Origin of the sequence: Pseudomonas sp. IB20, from assembly GCF_009707325.1 — a bacterium.
In the GTDB taxonomy this organism is placed as follows: Bacteria; Pseudomonadota; Gammaproteobacteria; order Pseudomonadales; family Pseudomonadaceae; genus Aquipseudomonas.
In genome coordinates, this window is the sequence record NZ_CP046103.1 from 3,076,772 (window position 1) to 3,098,771 (window position 22,000).

The 22,000-nt window shown below is 60.2% G+C and carries 21 protein-coding genes; 18 read left to right on the plus strand and 3 right to left on the minus strand.

Features of this window, described 5'->3' with window-relative positions; all coding sequences use genetic code 11:
- Positions 1 to 30: 30 nt before the first annotated feature.
- The 17 genes from GJU48_RS14190 to nuoN all read left to right on the plus strand — a co-directional run bounded on the left by GJU48_RS14190 (position 31) and on the right by nuoN (position 19,985).
- Positions 31 to 1,197 (plus strand): ribosomal protein uL16 3-hydroxylase, encoded by a 1,167-nt coding sequence (locus GJU48_RS14190; protein WP_094950624.1) that lies wholly within the window; start codon positions 31 to 33, stop codon positions 1,195 to 1,197.
- Positions 1,190 to 1,612: a GNAT family N-acetyltransferase gene (locus GJU48_RS14195; RefSeq protein WP_094950623.1), complete on the plus strand. Its 423-nt coding sequence runs from the start codon at positions 1,190 to 1,192 to the stop codon at positions 1,610 to 1,612. The genes GJU48_RS14190 and GJU48_RS14195 overlap by 8 nt, the downstream gene beginning before the upstream one ends.
- 205 nt (positions 1,613 to 1,817) lie before the next feature.
- Complete coding sequence (locus GJU48_RS14200; protein WP_094950622.1) at positions 1,818 to 2,555, plus strand: secretin N-terminal domain-containing protein; 738 nt, start codon at positions 1,818 to 1,820, stop codon at positions 2,553 to 2,555.
- 509 nt (positions 2,556 to 3,064) lie between these two features.
- Positions 3,065 to 4,390 (plus strand): isocitrate lyase, encoded by a 1,326-nt coding sequence (gene aceA, locus GJU48_RS14205; protein ID WP_094950621.1) that lies wholly within the window; start codon positions 3,065 to 3,067, stop codon positions 4,388 to 4,390.
- Positions 4,391 to 5,039: 649 nt separating this feature from the next.
- Positions 5,040 to 5,453: an NADH-quinone oxidoreductase subunit A gene (locus tag GJU48_RS14210; RefSeq protein ID WP_003219575.1), complete on the plus strand. Its 414-nt coding sequence runs from the start codon at positions 5,040 to 5,042 to the stop codon at positions 5,451 to 5,453.
- A 10-nt stretch (positions 5,454 to 5,463) separates the two neighbouring features.
- On the plus strand, positions 5,464 to 6,138 hold the full coding sequence (locus GJU48_RS14215) for a NuoB/complex I 20 kDa subunit family protein (protein ID WP_094950608.1): 675 nt from the start codon (positions 5,464 to 5,466) through the stop codon (positions 6,136 to 6,138).
- Between the two features lie 72 nt (positions 6,139 to 6,210).
- Positions 6,211 to 7,995: an NADH-quinone oxidoreductase subunit C/D gene (gene nuoC, locus GJU48_RS14220; protein ID WP_094950607.1), complete on the plus strand. Its 1,785-nt coding sequence runs from the start codon at positions 6,211 to 6,213 to the stop codon at positions 7,993 to 7,995.
- A gap of 2 nt (positions 7,996 to 7,997) precedes the next feature.
- Positions 7,998 to 8,495 (plus strand): NADH-quinone oxidoreductase subunit NuoE, encoded by a 498-nt coding sequence (gene nuoE / locus GJU48_RS14225; protein ID WP_094950606.1) that lies wholly within the window; start codon positions 7,998 to 8,000, stop codon positions 8,493 to 8,495.
- Complete coding sequence (gene nuoF / locus GJU48_RS14230) at positions 8,492 to 9,847, plus strand: NADH-quinone oxidoreductase subunit NuoF (protein WP_094950605.1); 1,356 nt, start codon at positions 8,492 to 8,494, stop codon at positions 9,845 to 9,847. Before nuoE ends, nuoF begins: the two co-directional genes overlap by 4 nt.
- Positions 9,848 to 9,982: 135 nt before the next feature.
- Positions 9,983 to 12,697, plus strand: a complete 2,715-nt coding sequence (gene nuoG, locus GJU48_RS14235; RefSeq protein WP_094950604.1) for an NADH-quinone oxidoreductase subunit NuoG — start codon at positions 9,983 to 9,985, stop codon at positions 12,695 to 12,697.
- Positions 12,694 to 13,701 carry an NADH-quinone oxidoreductase subunit NuoH gene (nuoH, locus tag GJU48_RS14240; protein WP_083357964.1) on the plus strand — a complete coding sequence of 336 codons (1,008 nt, stop codon included), beginning with the start codon at positions 12,694 to 12,696 and terminating at the stop codon, positions 13,699 to 13,701. The genes nuoG and nuoH overlap by 4 nt, the downstream gene beginning before the upstream one ends.
- 11 nt (positions 13,702 to 13,712) lie before the next feature.
- Positions 13,713 to 14,261 (plus strand): NADH-quinone oxidoreductase subunit NuoI, encoded by a 549-nt coding sequence (nuoI, locus tag GJU48_RS14245; protein WP_094950603.1) that lies wholly within the window; start codon positions 13,713 to 13,715, stop codon positions 14,259 to 14,261.
- Between the two features lie 9 nt (positions 14,262 to 14,270).
- Positions 14,271 to 14,774 (plus strand): NADH-quinone oxidoreductase subunit J, encoded by a 504-nt coding sequence (gene nuoJ / locus GJU48_RS14250; RefSeq protein ID WP_003219561.1) that lies wholly within the window; start codon positions 14,271 to 14,273, stop codon positions 14,772 to 14,774.
- A 2-nt stretch (positions 14,775 to 14,776) separates the two neighbouring features.
- The gene (gene nuoK, locus GJU48_RS14255) at positions 14,777 to 15,085 is read left to right on the plus strand and encodes an NADH-quinone oxidoreductase subunit NuoK (RefSeq protein ID WP_003174727.1); all 309 of its coding nucleotides are present in this window, start codon (positions 14,777 to 14,779) and stop codon (positions 15,083 to 15,085) included.
- Entirely contained in the window at positions 15,082 to 16,935 is a 1,854-nt protein-coding gene (gene nuoL / locus GJU48_RS14260) for an NADH-quinone oxidoreductase subunit L (RefSeq protein ID WP_094950602.1), read from the plus strand. Before nuoK ends, nuoL begins: the two co-directional genes overlap by 4 nt.
- A 46-nt stretch (positions 16,936 to 16,981) precedes the next feature.
- Entirely contained in the window at positions 16,982 to 18,514 is a 1,533-nt protein-coding gene (nuoM, locus tag GJU48_RS14265) for an NADH-quinone oxidoreductase subunit M (RefSeq protein WP_064452906.1), read from the plus strand.
- A 7-nt stretch (positions 18,515 to 18,521) separates the two neighbouring features.
- Positions 18,522 to 19,985 carry an NADH-quinone oxidoreductase subunit NuoN gene (nuoN, locus tag GJU48_RS14270; protein WP_094950601.1) on the plus strand — a complete coding sequence of 488 codons (1,464 nt, stop codon included), beginning with the start codon at positions 18,522 to 18,524 and terminating at the stop codon, positions 19,983 to 19,985.
- Between the two features lie 369 nt (positions 19,986 to 20,354).
- On the opposite strand, the gene GJU48_RS14275 is transcribed toward nuoN, so the two are convergent.
- On the minus strand, positions 20,355 to 21,188 hold the full coding sequence (locus GJU48_RS14275) for an arylamine N-acetyltransferase family protein (protein ID WP_094950597.1): 834 nt from the start codon (positions 21,186 to 21,188) through the stop codon (positions 20,355 to 20,357).
- Between the two features lie 120 nt (positions 21,189 to 21,308).
- Between GJU48_RS14275 and GJU48_RS14280 the strand changes: the two genes are divergently transcribed.
- Positions 21,309 to 21,545, plus strand: coding sequence for a DUF6555 family protein (locus GJU48_RS14280; RefSeq protein ID WP_094950596.1), 237 nt, complete (start codon positions 21,309 to 21,311; stop codon positions 21,543 to 21,545).
- A gap of 64 nt (positions 21,546 to 21,609) precedes the next feature.
- Here GJU48_RS14280 and GJU48_RS14285 read toward each other — a convergent pair whose 3' ends face one another.
- Together GJU48_RS14285 and GJU48_RS24920 are read right to left on the minus strand one after the other, a co-directional pair.
- Entirely contained in the window at positions 21,610 to 21,807 is a 198-nt protein-coding gene (locus GJU48_RS14285; RefSeq protein WP_094950595.1) for a DUF6021 family protein, read from the minus strand.
- Positions 21,808 to 21,822: 15 nt separating this feature from the next.
- Complete coding sequence (locus tag GJU48_RS24920; protein WP_176462926.1) at positions 21,823 to 21,999, minus strand: hypothetical protein; 177 nt, start codon at positions 21,997 to 21,999, stop codon at positions 21,823 to 21,825.
- Position 22,000: the final 1 nt, after the last annotated feature.

Consider the following 22,000-nt stretch of genomic DNA (forward strand, 5'->3'; position numbering starts at 1 on the left):
TTAAAAGTGCTTTCTTTCAATAGGTTACACATGAATCCTGATATTCCTCTTCAACTTCTGGGCGGCATCACGGCACGCGAGTTCCTGCGCGACTATTGGCAGAAAAAACCGCTGCTGATCCGCCAGGCCATCCCTGATTTCGAAAGCCCGATAGACGCCGACGAACTGGCAGGCTTAGCCCTGGAAGAGGAAGTCGAATCGCGCCTGGTGATCGAACACGGCGAGCGCCCGTGGGAGCTGCGCCGCGGCCCGTTCGCCGAGGACGCCTTCAGCACCCTGCCGGAGCGTGAGTGGACCCTGCTGGTGCAGGCCGTCGACCAGTTCGTGCCGGAAGTGGCCGAGCTGCTGGAGCACTTCCGCTTCCTACCAAGCTGGCGCATCGACGATGTGATGATCAGCTTCGCCGCACCCGGCGGCAGCGTTGGCCCGCACTTCGATAACTACGACGTGTTCCTGTTGCAAGCCCAAGGCAAGCGCAACTGGAAGATCGGCCAGATGTGCAACTCCGAAAGCCCGTTGCTGCAACACGCCGACCTGCGCATCCTCGCCGAATTCGAACAAAGTGAAGAATGGGTGCTGGAACCGGGCGACATGCTCTACCTGCCGCCGCGCCTGGCGCACTTCGGCATTGCCGAAGATGACTGCATGACCTACTCGGTCGGCTTTCGCGCGCCGAGCGCCGCTGAAGTGCTGACCCACTTCACCGACTTCCTCAGCCAATACCTGACGGACGAAGAGCGTTACACCGACGCCGACGCCCAGCCGGTCAGCGACCCGCACCAGATCCTGGGCGACGCGCTCGACCGCCTGAAAAGCCTGCTGGCCGAGCACATGAGCGATGAGCGCATGCTGCTGACCTGGTTCGGCCAGTTCATGACCGAGCCGCGCTACCCGGAACTGGTGGCGGGCGAAGAATTGGGCGAAGAAGACTTCCTCAGCAGCCTGGAAGGCGGCGCGATTCTGGTGCGCAACCCAAGCGCGCGCATGGCGTGGTCGGAAGTCGACGACGACGTACTGCTGTTTGCCAGCGGCCAGAGCCGTTACCTGCCAGGCAAGCTGCGCGAGTTGCTGAAGCTGGTGTGCTCGGCGGATGCATTGCACAGCGAAAACCTTGGCGCATGGCTCGCAGACGAAGATGGCCGCGACCTGCTGTGCGAACTGGTCAAGCAAGGAAGCCTGGGATTTGCCGATGAATAAGATTCACGTAAGTGTCGCGGACTGGCAAAAGGATATCGCTGAGATTCGGCGCATTCGTGAAGCGGTATTTATCGCCGAACAATCGGTTCCACCTGAGCTGGAGTGGGATTCGGACGACGCCGACGCGGTGCATTTTCTCGCGTTCGAAGGCGACTTTCCGATTGGCACTGCGCGCCTGCTGCCCAGCGGCGAAATCGGCCGCGTATCGGTACTCAAGGACTGGCGCGGGCTGAAGGTCGGCGACAAGCTGATGGAAGCCGTGATTGGGCTGGCCGAGCAACGCGGCCAGACCAAGCAGTTCCTGAGTGCGCAGGTGTATGCGGCGCCGTTTTATGAGCGGCTAGGCTTCAAGATCGTCAGTGATGAGTTTCTTGAAGTTGGGATTCCGCATGTGGATATGGTGCGCGAGGGCTGATCCGAGACCTGCGATAGGACTTGAAGTTGGGATTCCGCATGTGGATATGGTGCGCGAGGGCTGATCCGAGACCTGCGATAGCGCCATCAGCAACACCCAAAATGCCCTGCCTGCCAGGGCATTTTGCCGTCTAAGATTCAACTTGCGACCTGCCAGGCCGACAAACTGGCACTATCACGCTAAATGACTCGCAGAGATAACGGACATGTCCCTACGCACCCTGCTCACCGCCCTCCTCCTGACTGCCAGCACCTGGGCAATCGCCGACACCGCAGTCGTCAACCTGAGCAATCGCACCAGCGCCGACCTGCTGCCGGTGGCGCAGAACTTCATCGGCAAGGACGGCAGCGTCAGCGCCTACGGCAACCAGCTGATTGTGAAAGCTGACCCAGACAAGATCGAGGGGTTGCGCGCACTGCTCGCGCAGCTGGACACGCCCGCCAAACGCCTGCTGATCACCGTCGACACCAACGAAAACAATCAGCAGAACAGCGGCGACAGCCAGACCCGCATCATCAGTTACGGCACCGCCAGCCGCGATGGCGGCATCCAGCAGATCCAAGCCAGCGAAGGCGTGCCCGCACTGATCCAGGTGGGCCAGAGCGTACCTCTAACCACGACGCAGCAGGACAGCTATGGCCGCCTGCAAAACCAGACCCAGTATCGCAACGTCACCCAGGGCTTTTACGTGACCGCCAGCGTTACCGGCGAGACCGTACACTTGGCGATCAGCACCAACCGTGACCGTATGAGCCAAGAACGTCCTGATGTAGTGAACGTGCAAAGCACCGACACAACAGTCAGCGGCCGCCTGGGGGAGTGGATCCCGCTGGCCGGCATCAACCGTGAGACCCAAGCCGACAAATCCTCTACAACCCGCAACTACTCTACTCAGGGCCGCGACGACCTGACTTTACGGGTCAAGGTCGACACCCTGAACTGAAGCACCAAAAACTGACTGATGAGTCGTCTTAGACTAAAGATGTAGTGCTTTAAAATAAGCACTACAAAACATTTGACGATCCCAAAAAGCCTGGGCATGATGGCCTCGCTCCCGCTAATCAGGGGCCCTGGCAAGGGCCTTCGGATCGCCGCTCTAAACGTTACCCACCTGAGCCGATTCGTGTCTGTACCGCCCACAAGGTGTGTTTGACGAGGTTGCGACTGGAACGAAGTTGTCCCGAGGGACGGAAGCTAACCAGGTAACCCGGCTACACACTGATGAACCGTACAAAGGCCCACGATGCCCGAAGACCGTTCGCAGTTCGCCCTTACCTGCTCAACTCCTCCTCTCGCAACGCGTTCATCCCGTCGCCTTCCCCGCCAAACCTGACTTGACCGCCTAAGCTTCTGGTCAGCGAGCAGCCATAACCACGCACTGATTACGTGGTAGGCAAACGGAATTTTCAACCTAGTAGATTTTCCATAAAAGACGCGACGAGGTTTTTCCCCATGGCACTGACACGCGAACAGCAAATTGCAGCCCTTGAAAAAGATTGGGCTGAAAACCCACGCTGGAAAGGCGTAACCCGCGCTTATTCCGCTGCTGACGTCGTCCGCCTGCGTGGCTCGGTTCAACCTGAGCACACCTTTGCAAAACTCGGCGCCGAGAAACTGTGGAAGCTGGTCACCCAGGGTGCCAAGCCGTCCTTCCGTCCCGAGAAAGATTTCGTCAACTGCATGGGCGCCCTCACTGGCGGCCAGGCAGTCCAACAGGTGAAAGCCGGCATCCAGGCGATCTACCTGTCCGGCTGGCAAGTGGCAGCGGACAACAACTCCGCTGAATCCATGTACCCCGACCAATCGCTGTACCCGGTGGACTCGGTGCCAACCGTGGTCAAGCGCATCAACAACTCGTTCCGCCGTGCCGACCAGATCCAGTGGAAAGCCGGCAAAGGCCCGGGCGACGAAGGCTACATCGACTACTTCGCACCGATCGTGGCTGATGCCGAAGCCGGTTTCGGCGGCGTACTGAACGCCTACGAACTGATGAAGAGCATGATCGAGGCTGGCGCTGCCGGCGTGCACTTCGAAGACCAACTGGCATCGGTGAAGAAATGCGGCCACATGGGCGGCAAAGTACTGGTACCGACCCAAGAAGCCGTACAGAAGCTGACTGCTGCGCGCCTGGCTGCCGACGTGGCCGGTACGCCGACCATCATCCTGGCCCGTACCGACGCTAACGCGGCTGACTTGCTGACGTCCGATTGCGACCCGTACGACCAGCCATTCGTGACCGGCGAACGCACCCAGGAAGGCTTCTATAAAGTTCGCGCCGGTCTTGACCAGGCCATCGCTCGCGGCCTGGCCTACGCGCCGTACGCTGACTTGATCTGGTGCGAAACCGCCAAGCCGGACCTGGACGAAGCCCGTCGCTTCGCCGAAGCGATCAAGAAGGAATACCCGGACCAACTGCTGTCCTACAACTGCTCGCCGTCTTTCAACTGGAAGAAGAACCTGGACGACGCAACCATCGCCAAGTTCCAGCGCGAACTGTCGGCCATGGGCTACAAGCACCAGTTCATCACCCTGGCTGGCATTCACAACATGTGGCACAGCATGTTCAACCTGGCGCACGACTACGCCCGCAACGACATGACCGCCTACGTGAAGCTGCAGGAGCAGGAATTTGCCGACGCCTCCAAAGGCTACACCTTTGTGGCGCACCAGCAGGAAGTGGGCACCGGCTACTTCGACGACATGACCACCGTGATCCAGGGCGGCACCTCGTCCGTGACTGCGCTGACCGGTTCGACCGAAGAAGAGCAGTTCCACTAAGCACCGAGTACACGGCCACTGCGGCCGCATGGAAGACCTAACCGCAGTGCCGCACAACAATCACGCCCCGACTGGTTCGGGGCGTTTTTTTTTGCAACAGTTTTATCCAGCACGGTACTACCGGCGTCAAACGGCACTGGATAGTGCAGATGCGCCACTCTGCGCGCCCTCACCTGGGCGCGCTCATCGCTGCGGCGAAAGGGACTCGCCCCTGATGATCCGGTGAACCAAGACGATTTGCGTAAAACATTGATCCAGAGCGGTATGTGCTCGGATCAAATCGGTTAAAAGGTCCCTTCAAGCAACTAGCGGTACTCAAGCAAGTAACGGCAACTTCCCCCGCTACACGAGAAACATTCGCTTAAACTCCGCGCAAACAATATTCATTATCATTTGGCGGATGAAAACTTCGTTACTCATTAAACAAAACAGAATTGATTAAATGCCCGCTAATCCCCGTCCCATAAGGGCTACAGCCCCAAAGAGGTGCACTATGTCCTTATTCCATCGAATAATTTCGCTATCGAAATTTTACTTGCCCGGTGTTTAGCCATAAAATCACCGCGATTGATTGCAGTGCGACATATCGTCACTGCATCGTTACTTATTCGAGCTCAGAGACCTTTGCTCTCTGTTAAGGATTTCCAGCATGACCGAAGCGACAGGACTCATGGCCCACAACTGGGGCTTTGCCATTTTCCTCCTCGGTGTTGTCGGCCTTTGTGCCTTCATGCTCGGTGTCTCCAGCCTCCTCGGGTCAAAAGCCTGGGGGCGCAGCAAAAATGAACCGTTCGAGTCCGGCATGCTGCCTACAGGTGGCGCCCGCTTGCGGCTCTCAGCCAAATTCTATCTGGTCGCGATGCTGTTCGTGATCTTCGATATCGAAGCCCTCTTTCTCTTTGCCTGGTCTGTGTCCGTCCGCGAAAGCGGCTGGACCGGATTCGTCGAAGCCCTCGTTTTCATAGCAATTCTGTTGGCAGGCCTTGTCTACCTATTTCGAGTGGGCGCCCTTGATTGGGCTCCGGAAGCTCGTCGCAAGCGGCAAGCGAAGCTGAAACAATGAGGCTTTGGCGATGCAATACAATCTCACCAGGATCGACCCGGATGCTCCTAACGATCAGTACCCTATCGGCGAACGGGAAACCGTTTCCGATCCGTTAGAAGATCAAGTCCACAAAAACATCTACATGGGCAAGCTGGAAGACGTGCTGAGTGGCGCGGTCAACTGGGGACGTAAGAACTCCCTGTGGCCGTACAACTTCGGTCTTTCGTGCTGCTACGTGGAAATGACCACCGCCTTCACGGCGCCCCACGACATCGCGCGCTTTGGCGCCGAAGTTATCCGGGCATCACCGCGCCAGGCGGATTTCATGGTTATCGCCGGAACCTGCTTTATCAAGATGGCGCCGATCATTCAGCGTCTCTACGAGCAAATGCTCGAGCCAAAGTGGGTCATCTCCATGGGTTCGTGCGCCAACTCCGGTGGCATGTACGACATCTACTCCGTCGTTCAAGGGGTGGACAAGTTCCTGCCCGTGGACGTCTACGTGCCTGGCTGCCCGCCCCGCCCTGAAGCTTTTCTGCAAGGCTTGATGCTGTTGCAGGAATCGATTGGCAAGGAGCGTCGCCCACTTTCCTGGGTCGTCGGCGATCAAGGCGTGTACCGCGCCGAGATGCCTTCGCAAAAGGATGCGCGCCGCGAACAGCGAATCGCAGTCACCAACCTGCGCAGCCCCGACGAAGTCTGATCCAGCACCGCTTCTTAAATAGAACGAAAACCTGGCTTCATTCTTTACGTTGACCGAAAGCGATAAAAAACCATGACTACAGGCAGTGCTCGACGCATCCCGCCTTATAAGGCAGACGACCAGGATGTGGTTGTCGAACTCAATAACCGTTTTGGCCCTGACGCCTTCACCGCCCAGGCCACGCGCACCGGTATGCCGGTGCTGTGGGTGGCGCGTGCCAAGCTCGTCGAAGTCCTGAGCTTCCTGCGCAACCTGCCCAAGCCGTACGTCATGCTCTATGACCTGCATGGCGTGGACGAGCGTCTGCGCACCAAGCGCCAAGGGCTGCCGAGCGGCGCCGATTTCACCGTGTTCTATCACCTGCTGTCGATCGAGCGTAACAGCGACGTGATGATCAAGGTCGCCCTGTCCGAGAGCGACCTGAGCGTGCCGACCGTCACCGGTATCTGGCCGAACGCCAGTTGGTACGAGCGTGAAGTCTGGGACATGTTCGGCATCGACTTCCCCGGCCACCCGCACCTGACGCGCATCATGATGCCGCCGACCTGGGAAGGTCACCCGCTGCGCAAGGACTACCCTGCGCGCGCCACCGAATTCGATCCCTTCAGCCTGACCCTGGCCAAGCAACAGCTTGAAGAAGAAGCAGCACGCTTCCGCCCGGAAGACTGGGGCATGAAGCGCTCCGGCACCAACGAGGACTACATGTTCCTCAACCTGGGCCCGAACCACCCTTCGGCTCACGGTGCCTTCCGTATCATCCTGCAACTGGACGGCGAAGAAATCGTCGACTGCGTGCCGGACATCGGCTACCACCACCGTGGTGCCGAGAAGATGGCCGAGCGCCAGTCGTGGCACAGCTTCATCCCGTACACCGACCGTATCGACTACCTCGGCGGCGTGATGAACAACCTGCCGTACGTGCTCTCGGTCGAGAAGCTGGCCGGCATCAAGGTGCCAGACCGCGTCGACACCATCCGCATCATGATGGCCGAGTTCTTCCGGATCACCAGCCACCTGCTGTTCCTGGGTACTTACATCCAGGACGTCGGCGCCATGACCCCGGTGTTCTTCACCTTCACCGACCGTCAGCGCGCCTACAAGGTCATCGAAGCCGTTACCGGTTTCCGCTTGCACCCGGCCTGGTACCGCATCGGCGGTGTGGCCCACGACCTGCCGAATGGCTGGGAACGCTTGGTCAAGGAGTTCATCGACTGGATGCCCAAGCGTCTGGACGAGTACCAGAAAGCCGCCCTGGACAACAGCATCCTCAAGGGCCGCACCATCGGCGTCGCGCAGTACAACACCAAAGAAGCCCTGGAATGGGGCGTCACCGGTGCCGGTCTGCGCTCAACGGGTTGCGATTTCGACCTGCGTAAAGCGCGCCCGTACTCCGGCTACGAGAACTTCGAATTCGAAGTCCCGCTGGCGGCCAACGGCGATGCCTACGACCGTTGCATCGTGCGCGTCGAAGAAATGCGCCAGAGCCTGAAGATCATCGAGCAGTGCATGCGCAACATGCCGGCAGGCCCGTACAAGGCGGATCACCCGCTGACCACGCCGCCGCCTAAAGAACGCACGCTGCAGCACATCGAAACCCTGATCACGCACTTCCTGCAAGTTTCGTGGGGCCCGGTGATGCCGGCCAACGAATCCTTCCAGATGATCGAAGCGACCAAGGGTATCAACAGTTATTACCTGACGAGCGATGGCGGCACCATGAGCTACCGCACCCGGATTCGCACCCCAAGCTTCCCGCACTTGCAGCAGATCCCTTCGGTGATCAAAGGCGAGATGGTCGCGGACTTGATTGCGTACCTGGGTAGTATCGATTTCGTTATGGCCGACGTGGACCGCTAAGCATGAACAGCACGCTTATCCAAACAGACCGTTTCACCCTGAGTGAAACCGAGCGCTCGGCCATCGAGCACGAGTTGCATCACTACGAAGACCCGCGCGCGGCGTCGATCGAAGCCCTGAAGATCGTCCAGAAGGAACGTGGCTGGGTGCCCGACGGCGCCCTCTACGCCATCGGCGAGATCCTCGGCATCCCGGCCAGCGACGTTGAAGGTGTGGCCACGTTCTACAGCCAGATCTTCCGCCAACCAGTGGGCCGCCACATCATTCGCGTGTGCGACAGCATGGTTTGCTACATCGGCGGCCACGAGTCCGTGGTCAGCGAGATCCAGAACAAGCTGGGCATTGGCCTCGGCGAAACCACCCCGGACGGCCGCTTCACGCTGCTGCCGGTGTGCTGCCTGGGCAACTGCGACAAGGCGCCGGCGTTGATGATCGACGACGACACATTCGGTGACGTGCAGCCTGCTGGCGTGACCCAATTGCTCGAGGGCTACCCATGACCCTGACTTCCTTCGGCCCGGCCAACCTGATCAAGCGTTCGGCCGAGACTCACCCGCTGACCTGGCGCCTGCGTGACGACGGCGAAGCCGTTTGGCTCGACGAGTACCAGGCCAAGAACGGTTACGCGGCTGCGCGTAAAGCCTTCGCCGACATGGCCCAGGACGATATCGTCCAGACCGTGAAAGACGCCGGCCTTAAAGGTCGCGGCGGCGCCGGCTTCCCCACCGGCGTCAAATGGGGCCTGATGCCCAAAGACGAATCCATCAACATCCGCTACCTGCTGTGCAACGCGGATGAAATGGAGCCGAACACCTGGAAAGACCGCATGCTGATGGAGCAACTGCCCCATCTGCTGATCGAAGGCATGCTGATCAGCGCCCGCGCGCTGAAAACCTACCGTGGCTACATCTTCCTGCGTGGCGAATACACCACCGCCGCCAAGCACCTCACCCGTGCCGTGGAAGAAGCCAAGGCCGCCGGCCTGTTGGGCAAGAACATCCTCGGTTCCGGTTTTGACTTCGAACTGTTCGTGCACACCGGCGCCGGGCGTTACATCTGCGGTGAAGAAACCGCACTGATCAACTCCCTCGAAGGCCGCCGCGCCAACCCGCGTTCCAAGCCGCCCTTCCCTGCCGCCGTGGGCGTGTGGGGCAAGCCGACGTGCGTGAACAACGTTGAAACCCTGTGCAACGTGCCGGCGATCATCGCCGACGGCGTGGACTGGTACAAATCGTTGGCCCGCGAAGGCAGCGAAGACATGGGCACCAAGCTCATGGGCTTCTCCGGCAAGGTCAAGAACCCAGGTCTGTGGGAACTGCCGTTCGGCGTGACCGCTCGCGAGTTGTTCGAGGACTACGCCGGCGGCATGCGCGACGGCTACACCCTCAAGGCCTGGCAGCCAGGCGGTGCCGGCACCGGTTTCCTGCTCCCTGAGCACCTCGACGCACAAATGTATGCCGGCGGCATCGGCAAAGTCGGCACCCGTATGGGGACTGGCCTGGCGATGGCGGTGGACAACACCGTGAACATGGTCTCGTTGCTGCGCAACATGGAGCAGTTCTTCTCCCGCGAATCCTGCGGTTTCTGCACCCCGTGCCGTGACGGTTTGCCCTGGAGCGTGAAGCTCTTGATGGCGATCGAGAAAGGCGAAGGCCAGCAAGGTGACATTGAGACCCTGCTGGGTCTGGTCGGTTTCCTCGGTCCAGGCAAGACTTTCTGTGCTCACGCACCGGGCGCCGTGGAACCATTGGGCAGCGCAATCAAATACTTCCGCTCGGAGTTCGAAGCCGGCATCGCGCCTACCAGCGCCGCCGTCCCGCCTCTGGCAAGGCCGATCGTAGTCGGCGCGTAACGCTTTAAAAGGCGAAGGGTCCGTGCCCTTCGCTTTCTCATGTGCTGACGCCTTTATGGCTGTGTTGATGCACATGAATAACAAGATTCCATTAGCCACGCCCGCTGACAACGGGCCAACGAAGAACTTTGAACCATGGCCACTATCCACGTAGACGGCAAAGCGCTCGAAGTCGATGGGGCAGACAACCTGTTACAGGCATGTCTCTCACTAGGCCTCGACATCCCTTATTTCTGCTGGCACCCAGCCCTTGGTAGCGTTGGCGCCTGTCGCCAGTGTGCGGTCAAGCAGTACACCGACGAAAACGACACCCGTGGTCGTATCGTCATGTCCTGCATGACCCCAGCCACCGACAACACCTGGATCTCCATCGAAGATGAAGAATCCAAGGCGTTCCGCGCCAGCGTTGTCGAATGGCTGATGACCAACCACCCCCACGACTGCCCGGTCTGTGAGGAAGGCGGTCACTGCCACCTGCAAGACATGACGGTGATGACCGGCCACAACGAGCGCCGTTATCGCTTCACCAAGCGTACCCACCAGAACCAGGACCTCGGCCCGTTCATTTCCCACGAAATGAACCGCTGCATCGCCTGCTACCGTTGCGTACGTTTCTATAAAGACTACGCTGGCGGCACCGACCTCGGCGTATTCGGCGCCCACGACAACGTGTACTTCGGTCGCGTTGAAGACGGCGTGCTCGAAAGCGAGTTCTCCGGCAACCTCACCGAGGTCTGCCCGACCGGTGTGTTCACCGACAAGACCCACTCCGAGCGCTACAACCGTAAGTGGGACATGCAGTTCTCGCCAAGCATCTGCCATGGCTGCTCCAGCGGTTGCAACATCTCCCCGGGCGAGCGCTACGGCGAACTGCGTCGCATCGAAAACCGCTTCAACGGCTCGGTCAACCAGTACTTCCTGTGCGACCGTGGCCGTTTCGGCTACGGCTACGTCAACCGCGAAGACCGCCCGCGCCAGCCACTGCTGGCCGATGGCGCCAAGCTGAGCCTGGACGACGCGCTGGATAAAGCCGCCGACCTGCTGCGCGGCCGCAACATCGTCGGTATCGGTTCGCCACGCGCCAGCCTCGAAAGCAACTACGCGTTGCGCGAACTGGTCGGCGCCGAGCACTTCTACTGCGGTATCGAAGCCGCAGAGCTGGAGCACATCCGCCTGGTCCTGCAAGTGCTGAACGACAGCCCGCTGCCGGTTCCGAACATGCGTGACATCGAAGACCACGACGCGATCTTCGTGCTCGGCGAAGACCTGACCCAGACCGCCGCGCGTATCGCGCTGTCGCTGCGCCAGTCGGTCAAAGGCAAGGCCGAAGAGATGGCCGACGCCATGCGCGTACAGCCTTGGCTCGACGCCGCGGTGAAAAACATCGGCCAGCACGCGCTGAACCCGCTGTTTATCGCAAGCCTTGCAGAAACCAAACTCGACGACATCGCCGAAGAATGCGTCCACGCCGCACCTGACGACCTGGCCCGCATCGGTTTCGCCGTGGCCCACGCCCTGGACGCCAGCGCGCCTGCCGTCGAAGGCCTGGACACTGAAGCCGTTGAACTGGCCCAACGCATCGCCGACGCCCTGCTGGCCGCCAAGCGCCCGCTGATCATTGCCGGTACCTCGTTGGGCTCCAAAGCGCTGATCGAAGCCGCCGCCAACATCGCCAAAGCCTTGAAGCTGCGCGACAAGAACGGCTCCATCAGCTTGGTCGTGCCGGAAGCCAACAGCCTCGGCCTGGCCATGCTCGGTGGCGAATCGCTGGACGCAGCCCTGCAAGCCGTGATCGACGGCAACGCTGACGCCATTGTGGTACTGGAAAACGACCTGTACACCCGCACGGATTCGGCCAAGGTCGACGCCGCGCTGGATGCCGCCAAAGTGCTGATCGTTGCCGACCACCAGAAGACCGCCACCAGCGATCGCGCCGACCTGGTACTGCCAGCCGCCACCTTCGCCGAAGGCGACGGTACCCTGGTCAGCCAGGAAGGTCGCGCCCAGCGCTTCTTCCAGGTGTTCGATCCGAAGTACATGGACGCCAGCATTCTGGTTCACGAAGGCTGGCGCTGGCTGCATGCCCTGCGCGCAACCTTGCTGAACCAGCCGATCGACTGGACCCAGCTCGACCACGTAACAGCCGCCGCCGCTGCCAGCGCGCCGCAGCTGGCGCGGATTGTCGACGCTGCACCGTCTGCATCGTTCCGCATCAAGGGCATGAAACTGGCCCGTGAACCGCTGCGTTACTCCGGCCGTACCGCCATGCGTGCTGATATCAGCGTGCATGAACCGCGTACGCCGCAAGACATCGACACCGCGTTCGCCTTCTCCATGGAAGGTTACTCGGGTTCGGTCGAGCCACGTCAGCAGGTGCCATTTGCCTGGTCGCCGGGCTGGAACTCGCCGCAAGCCTGGAACAAGTTCCAGGACGAAGTCGGTGGTCACATCCGCGCTGGCGACCCGGGCACCCGCCTGATCGAAAGCACCGGTGACTCGCTGAACTGGTTTGCCGCCGTACCGCGTCCATTCAACCCGGCACAGGGCACCTGGCAGGTTGTGCCGTTCTTCCACCTGTTCGGCAGCGAAGAGACCTCTTCCAAAGCCGCACCGGTTCAACAGCGCATCCCCGCCGCTTATGTGTCCGTGGCCAAGTCCGAAGCCGACCGCCTGGGCGTCAACGACGGTGCCCTGCTCAGCTTGAACGTGGGTGGCAAGACCCTGCGTCTGCCGCTGCGCATCAGCGATGAGTTAGGTGCCGGCCTGGTTGCACTGCCAAAAGGCCTCGCGGGTATTCCACCGGCGATCTTTGGCCAAACCGTTGACGGTCTGCAGGAGGCAGCGCAATGACCTGGTTCACCCCTGAAGTGATCGACGTGATCATCTCGGTCGTCAAGGCCATCGTGATCCTGTTGGCCGTGGTCGTCGCGGGCGCTTTGCTCAGCTTCGTCGAACGTCGCCTGCTGGGCTGGTGGCAGGACCGTTACGGTCCGAACCGCGTCGGCCCATTCGGCATGTTCCAGATCGCTGCCGACATGCTCAAAATGTTCTTCAAGGAAGACTGGACCCCGCCGTTTGCCGACAAGGTGATCTTCACCCTGGCACCGGTCGTGGCCATGAGCGCCTTGCTGATTGCCTTCGCCGTTATCCCGATCACCCCGACCTGGGGCGTGGCGGACCTGAACATCGGCTTGCTGTTCTTCTTCGCCATGGCCGGTCTGTCGGTCTATGCGGTGCTGTTCGCCGGTTGGGCCAGTAACAACAAGTTCGCCCTGCTGGGCAGCTTGCGGGCGTCGGCCCAGACCGTGTCCTACGAAGTGTTCATGGGCCTGGCGCTGATGGGCATCGTGGTGCAGGTTGGCTCGTTCAACATGCGCGACATCGTCGAGTACCAGGCGCAGAACCTGTGGTTCATCATTCCGCAGTTCTTTGGCTTCTGTACGTTCTTCATCGCTGGCGTCGCCGTGACTCACCGTCACCCGTTCGACCAGCCGGAAGCGGAGCAGGAACTGGCCGACGGTTACCACATTGAATACGCCGGCATGAAATGGGGCATGTTCTTCGTCGGTGAATACATCGGCATCATCTTGATCTCGGCATTGCTGGTCACGCTGTTCTTCGGCGGCTGGCACGGCCCTTTCAACATCCTGCCGCAACTGGCGTTCTTCTGGTTCTTCTTGAAGACGGCGTTCTTCATCATGCTGTTCATCCTGCTGCGCGCGTCTATTCCGCGCCCACGCTATGACCAAGTGATGGATTTCAGCTGGAGATTCTGCCTGCCGCTGACCCTGATCAATTTGCTGGTGACGGCTGCTGTTGTGTTGTTGAACACGCCAGCCGGCGCGGTTCAGTGAGGATTTGACCCATGTTCAAATATATTGGCGACATCGTTAAGGGTACCGGTACCCAGTTGCGAAGCCTGGTGATGGTTTTCGGCCATGGCTTTCGCAAACGCGACACCCTGCAATACCCGGAAGAAGCGGTGTACCTGCCGCCGCGCTATCGCGGCCGTATCGTGCTGACCCGCGACCCCGATGGCGAAGAGCGTTGCGTAGCTTGCAACCTGTGCGCCGTGGCGTGCCCGGTGGGTTGCATCTCCCTGCAGAAAGCTGAAACCGAAGACGGTCGCTGGTACCCGGACTTCTTCCGCATCAACTTCTCGCGCTGCATTTTCTGCGGCCTCTGCGAGGAAGCTTGCCCGACCACCGCGATCCAGCTGACACCGAATTTCGAGATGGCCGAGTTCAAACGTCAGGACCTGGTGTACGAGAAAGAAGATCTGCTGATCTCTGGTCCCGGTAAAAACCCTGATTACAACTTCTATCGTGTTGCAGGTATGGCCGTTGCCGGTAAGCCGAAGGGCGCCGCACAAAACGAAGCCGAGCCGATCAACGTGAAGAGCTTGCTGCCTTAAGGAAGAAAGATGGAATTCGCTTTCTATTTCGCGTCGGGTATTGCAGTGGTGTCCACGCTTCGCGTGATCACCAACACCAACCCCGTGCACGCCCTGCTCTACCTGATCATTTCGCTGATCGCCGTGGCCATGACCTTTTTCAGCCTCGGCGCACCGTTCGCCGGTGTGTTGGAAGTGATCGCCTACGCCGGCGCCATTATGGTGCTGTTCGTGTTTGTGGTGATGATGCTCAACCTGGGGCCGGCTTCGGTCGCCCAGGAACGCGTCTGGCTCAAGCCCGGCATCTGGCTCGGCCCGGTCATCCTGGCAGCCCTGCTGCTGGGTGAACTGTTGTATGTGCTGTTCGCTCACCAGAGCGGCCAGGCCATCGGCCACACCACCGTAGACGCAAAGGCCGTGGGCATCAGCCTGTTCGGCCCGTACCTGCTGGTGGTCGAACTGGCTTCGATGCTGCTGCTGGCTGCAGCCATCACCGCCTTCCACTTGGGCCGCAACGAAGCCAAGGAGCAATGACGATGCCTGCTATCCCTTTGGAGCATGGTCTGGCGGTCGCCGGCATCCTGTTCTGCCTTGGCCTGGTCGGCCTGATGGTTCGCCGTAACATTTTGTTCGTGTTGATGAGCCTGGAAATCATGATGAACGCCGCCGCACTGGCCTTCATCGTTGCAGGTGCACGTTGGGGCCAGCCGGATGGGCAAGTCATGTTCATCCTGGTGATCAGCCTGGCAGCCGCCGAGGCCAGTATTGGCCTGGCGATCCTGCTGCAACTGTATCGTCGCTTCCACACGCTTGATATCGACGCTGCCAGTGAGATGCGCGGATGAACATGATCTTTCTGACTTTCGTATTTCCCCTGATCGGTTTCCTGCTGCTGTCGTTCTCCCGTGGACGCTGGTCGGAAAACCTGTCCGCCCTGGTGGGTGTGGGCTCCATTGGCCTGTCGGCAATTGTCGCCGCCTACGTCATCTGGCAATTCAACGTGGCGCCGCCGGAAGGCGGCCACTACACCCTGGTGCTGTGGCAGTGGATGTCGGTGGAAGGCTTCAAGCCCAACTTCGCCCTCTACGTCGACGGCCTGTCGATCACCATGCTCGGCGTGGTGGTGGGTGTGGGCTTCCTGATCCACCTGTTCGCGTCCTGGTACATGCGCGGTGAAGCCGGTTACTCGCGTTTCTTCGCCTACACCAACCTGTTTATCGCCAGCATGCTGTTCCTGGTGCTGGGCGATAACCTGTTGTTCCTGTACTTCGGCTGGGAAGGTGTGGGCCTGTGCTCCTACCTGTTGATCGGTTTCTACTACAGCAACCGCAACAACGGTAACGCGGCACTCAAGGCGTTCATCGTCACCCGCATCGGCGACGTGTTCATGGCCATCGGCCTGTTCATCCTGTTCCAACAAGTGGGCACGCTGAACATCCAGGAACTGCTGGTGCTGGCACCGCAGAAGTTCCAGGTCGGTGACTTCTGGATCACCCTGGCGACCCTGATGCTGCTGGGTGGCGCCGTGGGTAAATCCGCGCAACTGCCGCTGCAAACCTGGCTGGCGGATGCGATGGCCGGTCCTACTCCCGTTTCCGCACTGATTCACGCGGCAACCATGGTAACTGCCGGTGTCTACCTGATTGCACGAACCCATGGCCTCTTCACCCTGGCGCCGGAGATTCTGCATCTCGTCGGCCTGGTGGGTGGCGTGACCCTGGTACTGGCCGGCTTCGCCGCGCTGGTGCAGACCGACATCAAGCGTATCCTCGCCTACTCGACCATGAGCCAGATCGGCTACATGTTCCTGGCCCTGGGCGTGGGTGCCTGGGACGCGGCGATCTTCCACCTGATGACCCACGCCTTCTTCAAGGCCCTGCTGTTCCTTGCCTCCGGTGCGGTGATCGTTGCCTGCCACCACGAGCAGAACATCTTCAAGATGGGTGGCCTGTGGAAGAAACTGCCGTTGGCCTACGCCAGCTTCATCGTCGGTGGTGCCGCACTCGCTGCCCTGCCATTGGTGACCGCAGGTTTCTACTCCAAAGACGAAATCCTCTGGGAAGCCTTTGCCAGCGGTAACCAGAACCTGCTGTACGCAGGCCTGGTGGGTGCCTTCATGACCTCGCTGTACACCTTCCGCCTGATCTTCATCACCTTCCACGGTGAAGCCAAGACCGAAGCACACGCAGGCCACGGTATCTCCCACTGGTTGCCACTGTCGGTGCTGATCATCCTGTCGACCTTCATCGGCGCCATGATCACCCCACCACTGGCCGGTGTACTGCCGGAAAGCGCCGGCCATGCCGGTGGCGCCGCCAAGCACAGCCTGGAGATCGCCTCGGGCGCCATCGCCATCGCGGGTATCCTGCTGGCGGCCCTGCTGTTCCTCGGCAAGCGTCGCTTCGTTACGGCTGTTGCCAACAGCGGCATCGGGCGCTTCCTGTCGGCCTGGTGGTTCGCTGCCTGGGGCTTCGACTGGATCTACGACAAACTGTTCGTCAAGCCTTACCTAGCCATCAGCCATGTACTGCGCAAAGACCCGCTCGACCAGACCATCGGTTTGATCCCGCGCGCCGCCAAGGCCGGTCACACCGCCCTGAGCCGCAGCGAGACTGGCCAACTGCGCTGGTATGCAGCTTCCATGGCGGCCGGTGCCGTTCTGGTGATCGGCGCCATCGTGGTGGTAGCGGTCTGACTATGTCTATGCACTTTGCGAACTTGCGAAAGGAAACGAGCCCGTCATGATTCTGCCCTGGCTAATCCTGATCCCCTTTATCGGCGGCCTGCTCTGCTGGATGGGTGAACGCTTCGGCGCCACCCTGCCCCGCTGGATTGCGTTGCTGACCATGTCCCTGGAACTCGCGCTCGGCCTCTGGCTGTGGGCCCATGGTGACTATTCATTCGCTCCGGCACCGGGTGCCGATCCAACCTTCGCGCTTGAATTCAAGCACGTGTGGATCCAGCGCTTCGGCATTAACGTGCACCTGGCCCTCGACGGCCTGTCGCTGTTGATGATCCTGCTGACCGGCCTGCTGGGTATCCTCTCGGTACTCTGCTCCTGGAAAGAGATTCAGCGTCACGTGGGCTTCTTCCACCTGAACCTGATGTGGATTTTGGGCGGTGTTGTCGGCGTGTTCCTGGCGCTGGACCTGTTCATGTTCTTCTTCTTCTGGGAAATGATGCTGGTGCCGATGTACTTCCTCATCGCGCTCTGGGGTCACAGTTCTTCGGACGGCAAGAAAACCCGGATCTACGCGGCGACCAAGTTCTTCATCTTCACCCAGGCTTCCGGCCTGATCATGTTGGTGGCGATCCTGGGTCTGGTATTGGTCAACTTCAACAGCACGGGCGTGATTACCTTCAACTACGCCGACCTGTTGAAAACCAAGATGTCCCTGACCACCGAGTACATCCTGATGCTGGGCTTCTTCATCGCCTTCGCGGTGAAGCTGCCGGTGGTGCCGTTCCACTCCTGGCTGCCGGATGCGCACGCCCAGGCGCCGACTGCAGGCTCCGTGGACTTGGCGGGTATCCTGCTGAAAACCGCGGCCTACGGCCTGCTGCGTTTCGCCCTGCCGCTGTTCCCGAATGCCTCGGCCGAGTTTGCGCCGATCGCCATGACCCTGGGTCTGATCGGGATCTTCTACGGTGCGTTCCTGGCCTTCGCCCAAACCGACATCAAGCGTCTGATTGCCTTCTCGTCCGTTTCCCACATGGGTTTCGTACTGATCGGCATCTACTCCGGCAGCCAGCTGGCGTTGCAAGGCGCAGTGATCCAGATGTTGGCCCACGGTGTTTCGGCCGCCGCGCTGTTTATCCTCAGCGGCCAGTTGTACGAGCGCCTGCACACCCGTGACATGCGTGAGATGGGTGGCGTGTGGTCGCGGATCGCGTACCTGCCGGCGATCAGCCTGTTCTTTGCCGCCGCGTCCCTGGGCTTGCCGGGTACCGGTAACTTCATCGGCGAGTTCCTGATCCTGATGGGTTCGTTCGTGCACACGCCGTGGATCAGCGCCATTGCTACTTCCGGCCTGGTGTTCGGTTCGGTCTACTCGCTGATCATGATCCACCGCGCGTACTTCGGCCCGGCCAAGTCCGACACCGTTCTGCAAGGGATGGATGCTCGCGAACTGATCATGGTGCTCGGCCTTGCGGTACTGCTGATCTACATCGGCGTGTACCCGCAACCGTTCCTGGACACTTCTGCCGCGACGATGCATGGCGTGCAGCAGTGGTTCAGCACCGCCTTCACTCAACTCGCTTCGGCACGGTAAGAGCGCTATGGAATTCACGATCCAACACTTTATCGCGCTTGCGCCGCTGCTGATCACCAGCCTCACCGTTGTAGCGGTGATGCTGGCGATCGCCTGGCGCCGCAATCACTCACAAACGTTCCTGCTGTCCTGTGCCGGTTTGAACCTGGCCCTGCTGTCGATCATCCCGGCCCTCAAGGTTGCACCACTGGCGGTCACCCCGCTGATGATGGTCGATGACTTCGCGCTGCTGTATATCGCGTTGATCCTCGTCGCCACCCTGGCCTGCGTCACCCTCGCCCACGCCTACCTCGGCGAAGGCGGCACCGGTTACCCAGGCAACAAGGAAGAGCTGTACCTGCTGATCCTGCTGGCTGCGGCCGGCGGTATCGTGCTGGTCAGCGCGCAGCACCTGGCCGGCTTGTTCATCGGCCTGGAGCTGCTGTCGATCCCGACTTACGGCTTGGTGGCCTACGCCTTCTTCAACAAGCGCTCCCTGGAAGCCGGCATCAAGTACATGGTGCTGTCGGCCGCCGGTTCCGCGTTCCTGTTGTTCGGTATGGCCCTGCTTTACGCAGAAGCCGGCAGCCTGAGCTTCACCGGTATCGGTCACGCCCTGGCGACTACCAATAGCCCTGCACCGATTGCCCAACTGGGCCTGGCGATGATGCTGATCGGCCTGGCGTTCAAGCTGTCCTTGGTGCCTTTCCACCTGTGGACCCCGGACGTGTACGAAGGCGCCCCGGCGCCAGTGGCCGCGTTCCTGGCCACCGCGTCGAAGGTTGCGGTGTTTGCGGTGATGGTGCGTCTGTTCCAGATCTCCCCTGCCGCCAACACCGGCGTGCTGAGCAACGTGCTGACCATTATCGCGATTGCGTCGATCCTGTTCGGTAACCTGCTGGCCCTGACCCAGAACAACCTCAAGCGTCTGCTGGGCTATTCGTCCATCGCCCACTTCGGTTACCTGCTGATCGCCCTGGTGGCGAGCAAAGGCCTGGCCGTGGAAGCCATGGGCGTGTACTTGGTCACCTACGTGATCACCAGCCTCGGCGCGTTCGGTGTGATCACGCTGATGTCCTCGCCGTTCAAAGGCCGTGATGCCGACGCTCTGTACGAATACCGCGGCCTGTTCTGGCGCCGTCCGTACCTGACCGCCGTACTCACCGTGATGATGTTGTCCCTGGCGGGTATCCCGCTGACCGCAGGCTTTATCGGCAAGTTCTACATCGTTGCCACCGGCGTTGAAGCCCACGAATGGTGGTTGGTTGCGTCCTTGGTACTGGGCAGCGCCATCGGTGTGTTCTACTACCTGCGCGTGATGGTCACCCTGTACCTGATCGAGCCAAACCTGCGCCGTGTGGATGCCGAGCTGCACTGGGAACAGAAAGCCGGTGGCGTGATGCTGCTGGCTATCGCCCTGCTCGCGTTCTTCCTGGGTGTGTACCCACAACCGTTGCTCACCCTGGTGCAGCACGCGGTGCTGGGCGTTTGATCGCTTAGTAACATGCGGTAAACAGAACGGCGCCTTCGGGCGCCGTTTTGCGTTTCTGGGGGCAGGTAGTTTTACCCTCCCCTACTCGCCGAAATTTCCTTCTCTATCTGCCTCTGCATCTGGCATCTGCGCGCCGAAGGCCGCCGTATGGTGGTTGCGTTTTAGGAAAGTTCCCACAACCAGGTCACTTGACCCATGGCGAGTGGGCCACCAAACTATACGCAGGCTAAGTACAGAACATGGATGCTTTTACATCTCCTTGTCTGGTGAGCAAATTATTCAGGAAACGGTTCGAACCCCGGCTTTCGCCAAAGGTTCGAATTAATTTGCGTCGACTTGGAGCAAAAACGATTCAGTGAAGGCTCTACCTCAAGTCTCTTTCGAGTTAGCCATTACTAAGCCATCAAGGGCTTCGCGAAGCAGAGGATGGGCCGGCAGACGAATGCCCAAGGTCTCGTGCAGCACTGTCAACAGCTCATCGGTGCTCTCGATTGCGCGCTTTTCACTGGGCCGATCCAGGTAGTGGACGGCATAGTTGGCGTTATTCAAGGTGTAGCGTTTGCCCGGCGCGAGCAGCGCGGCTTTGAGTTGACCGACAAACGTTGAAGCCGGGTGCGTCGACACGTACCAGTTGCCGATTTCATAGTCGATATCCGCCTGCTCTTGCAGGTCGAACACATACAAGCCACGCCACTCCTCGCCGACCTGGGCCCACAAGGTGTAATCGGCGCCATTGAACGTCAGGCGATAGGGTTCATGGGCGGTGGCCTGGGTTGCGTCCGTGTCCAACTGCAACGGGCTGCTCGGCACCATGCCGCCGAAGCCGACGTCGGTGACGTAGCGCACGCCATCCAGGGTGACCAGGCTCAGGCGATGGGTGCGACCGGTGCGCGCATCCGCTGGCCCGCCCATCACCACCCAGCCGGTAAGGCCGCGCGCCTCGAAGCCCAATTCCTGCAACAGCGTCAGAAACATGTGGTTCAGCTCGAAGCAATACCCGCCACGCCCGTCGAGCAGTACCTTTTGCTCGATGCTCGGCAAGTCGATTGGCACCGGGGTGCGCAGCAGTGTCGACAGGCTCTCAAAGGCGAAGGTGCACACATGGCGCAACTGCAGTTCGCGTAAGGTTTGCAAGGTTGGCGGTGGCGGCGAGTCATAGCCCAGGCGTTGCAGGTAGAGCTGACGGTGAGTCAATCGGGGCATGGCGCGATCCTTGAGCGCGTGGCGAAGGCGTCACTATGCCGTGCCAGCCTGCGACTTGTCATTTTGACTGAACCTTTTTGAACACTTGCCTATCCATCTATAACAAGACAGGGAGGCAACATGAGTACCGCAAAAATCTACACCATCAACTATCAGCTGCACGGTCAACCGAAGTCCTTTGTGGTGCGCGCAGAAGTCATGAACAACGCCGAGGCCTGGCATTGGGCCGCGGTGGATGCCGACATCGCCCATGTCAGCCGCATTGGGCGTGTAGGTCACGAACAGGTGAAAAAAACCACCCGGCCTTGGGCGGAGAAGTTCGGTATTACCGAGGTCACTTGGGTACCGCCCAAGTAAGCACAGCCGCATAAACAAGCCCCATAAACATCAGCCCCGCGATGGCGGGTCTGATGCGGGTGCTTCACGTTGTCTTCAAGTCGCCCAACGGATCGTAGGGCGGCTTTTTTTTCGGCTGCTTTTCCTTGTCCAGCGGGGCTATCGCAGGCCCGATGGGGTCGACCTGCGGGTCGGACACGTCGGGGGAATCCGGGTCAAAGCCCAGTTCGTCCTTGCCGCTGGCATGCTCGCTTGAACGCGGGCCTTTCGGGGGATTGCTCACAGTGACCTCCTAAACTTAAAGCGGGCGGGCTTTGTCGTGCAGGTTTTCCAGGTCTTCCTCGACCCGCTCCACATCGTCGTCATGACGCTGGGCCGGGTCATTGGGACGCAACGCATCGTTGTCACGTTCCTCTTCGCCGGGCGTGCGGTCGGGGTTGGGTGTACCAGGCGGTGGCTGTTTATAATCGGGCATG

Bases quoted from the DNA above. Each gene is read 5' to 3' on its own strand.
- nuoI (WP_094950603.1), top strand. From the start codon at position 13,713: ATGTTCAAATATATTGGCGACATCGTTAAGGGTACCGGTACCCAGTTG.
- aceA (WP_094950621.1), top strand. From the start codon at position 3,065: ATGGCACTGACACGCGAACAGCAAATTGCAGCCCTTGAAAAAGATTGG.
- GJU48_RS14200 (WP_094950622.1), top strand. From the start codon at position 1,818: ATGTCCCTACGCACCCTGCTCACCGCCCTCCTCCTGACTGCCAGCACC.
- GJU48_RS14195 (WP_094950623.1), top strand. From the start codon at position 1,190: ATGAATAAGATTCACGTAAGTGTCGCGGACTGGCAAAAGGATATCGCT.
- nuoE (WP_094950606.1), top strand. From the start codon at position 7,998: ATGAACAGCACGCTTATCCAAACAGACCGTTTCACCCTGAGTGAAACC.
- GJU48_RS24920 (WP_176462926.1), bottom strand. From the start codon at position 21,999: ATGCCCGATTATAAACAGCCACCGCCTGGTACACCCAACCCCGACCGC.
- GJU48_RS14275 (WP_094950597.1), bottom strand. From the start codon at position 21,188: ATGCCCCGATTGACTCACCGTCAGCTCTACCTGCAACGCCTGGGCTAT.
- nuoM (WP_064452906.1), top strand. From the start codon at position 16,982: ATGATTCTGCCCTGGCTAATCCTGATCCCCTTTATCGGCGGCCTGCTC.
- GJU48_RS14190 (WP_094950624.1), top strand. From the start codon at position 31: ATGAATCCTGATATTCCTCTTCAACTTCTGGGCGGCATCACGGCACGC.
- GJU48_RS14210 (WP_003219575.1), top strand. From the start codon at position 5,040: ATGACCGAAGCGACAGGACTCATGGCCCACAACTGGGGCTTTGCCATT.
- nuoL (WP_094950602.1), top strand. From the start codon at position 15,082: ATGAACATGATCTTTCTGACTTTCGTATTTCCCCTGATCGGTTTCCTG.
- nuoJ (WP_003219561.1), top strand. From the start codon at position 14,271: ATGGAATTCGCTTTCTATTTCGCGTCGGGTATTGCAGTGGTGTCCACG.
- nuoN (WP_094950601.1), top strand. From the start codon at position 18,522: ATGGAATTCACGATCCAACACTTTATCGCGCTTGCGCCGCTGCTGATC.
- nuoK (WP_003174727.1), top strand. From the start codon at position 14,777: ATGCCTGCTATCCCTTTGGAGCATGGTCTGGCGGTCGCCGGCATCCTG.
- nuoG (WP_094950604.1), top strand. From the start codon at position 9,983: ATGGCCACTATCCACGTAGACGGCAAAGCGCTCGAAGTCGATGGGGCA.
- nuoF (WP_094950605.1), top strand. From the start codon at position 8,492: ATGACCCTGACTTCCTTCGGCCCGGCCAACCTGATCAAGCGTTCGGCC.
- GJU48_RS14280 (WP_094950596.1), top strand. From the start codon at position 21,309: ATGAGTACCGCAAAAATCTACACCATCAACTATCAGCTGCACGGTCAA.
- GJU48_RS14215 (WP_094950608.1), top strand. From the start codon at position 5,464: ATGCAATACAATCTCACCAGGATCGACCCGGATGCTCCTAACGATCAG.
- nuoC (WP_094950607.1), top strand. From the start codon at position 6,211: ATGACTACAGGCAGTGCTCGACGCATCCCGCCTTATAAGGCAGACGAC.
- nuoH (WP_083357964.1), top strand. From the start codon at position 12,694: ATGACCTGGTTCACCCCTGAAGTGATCGACGTGATCATCTCGGTCGTC.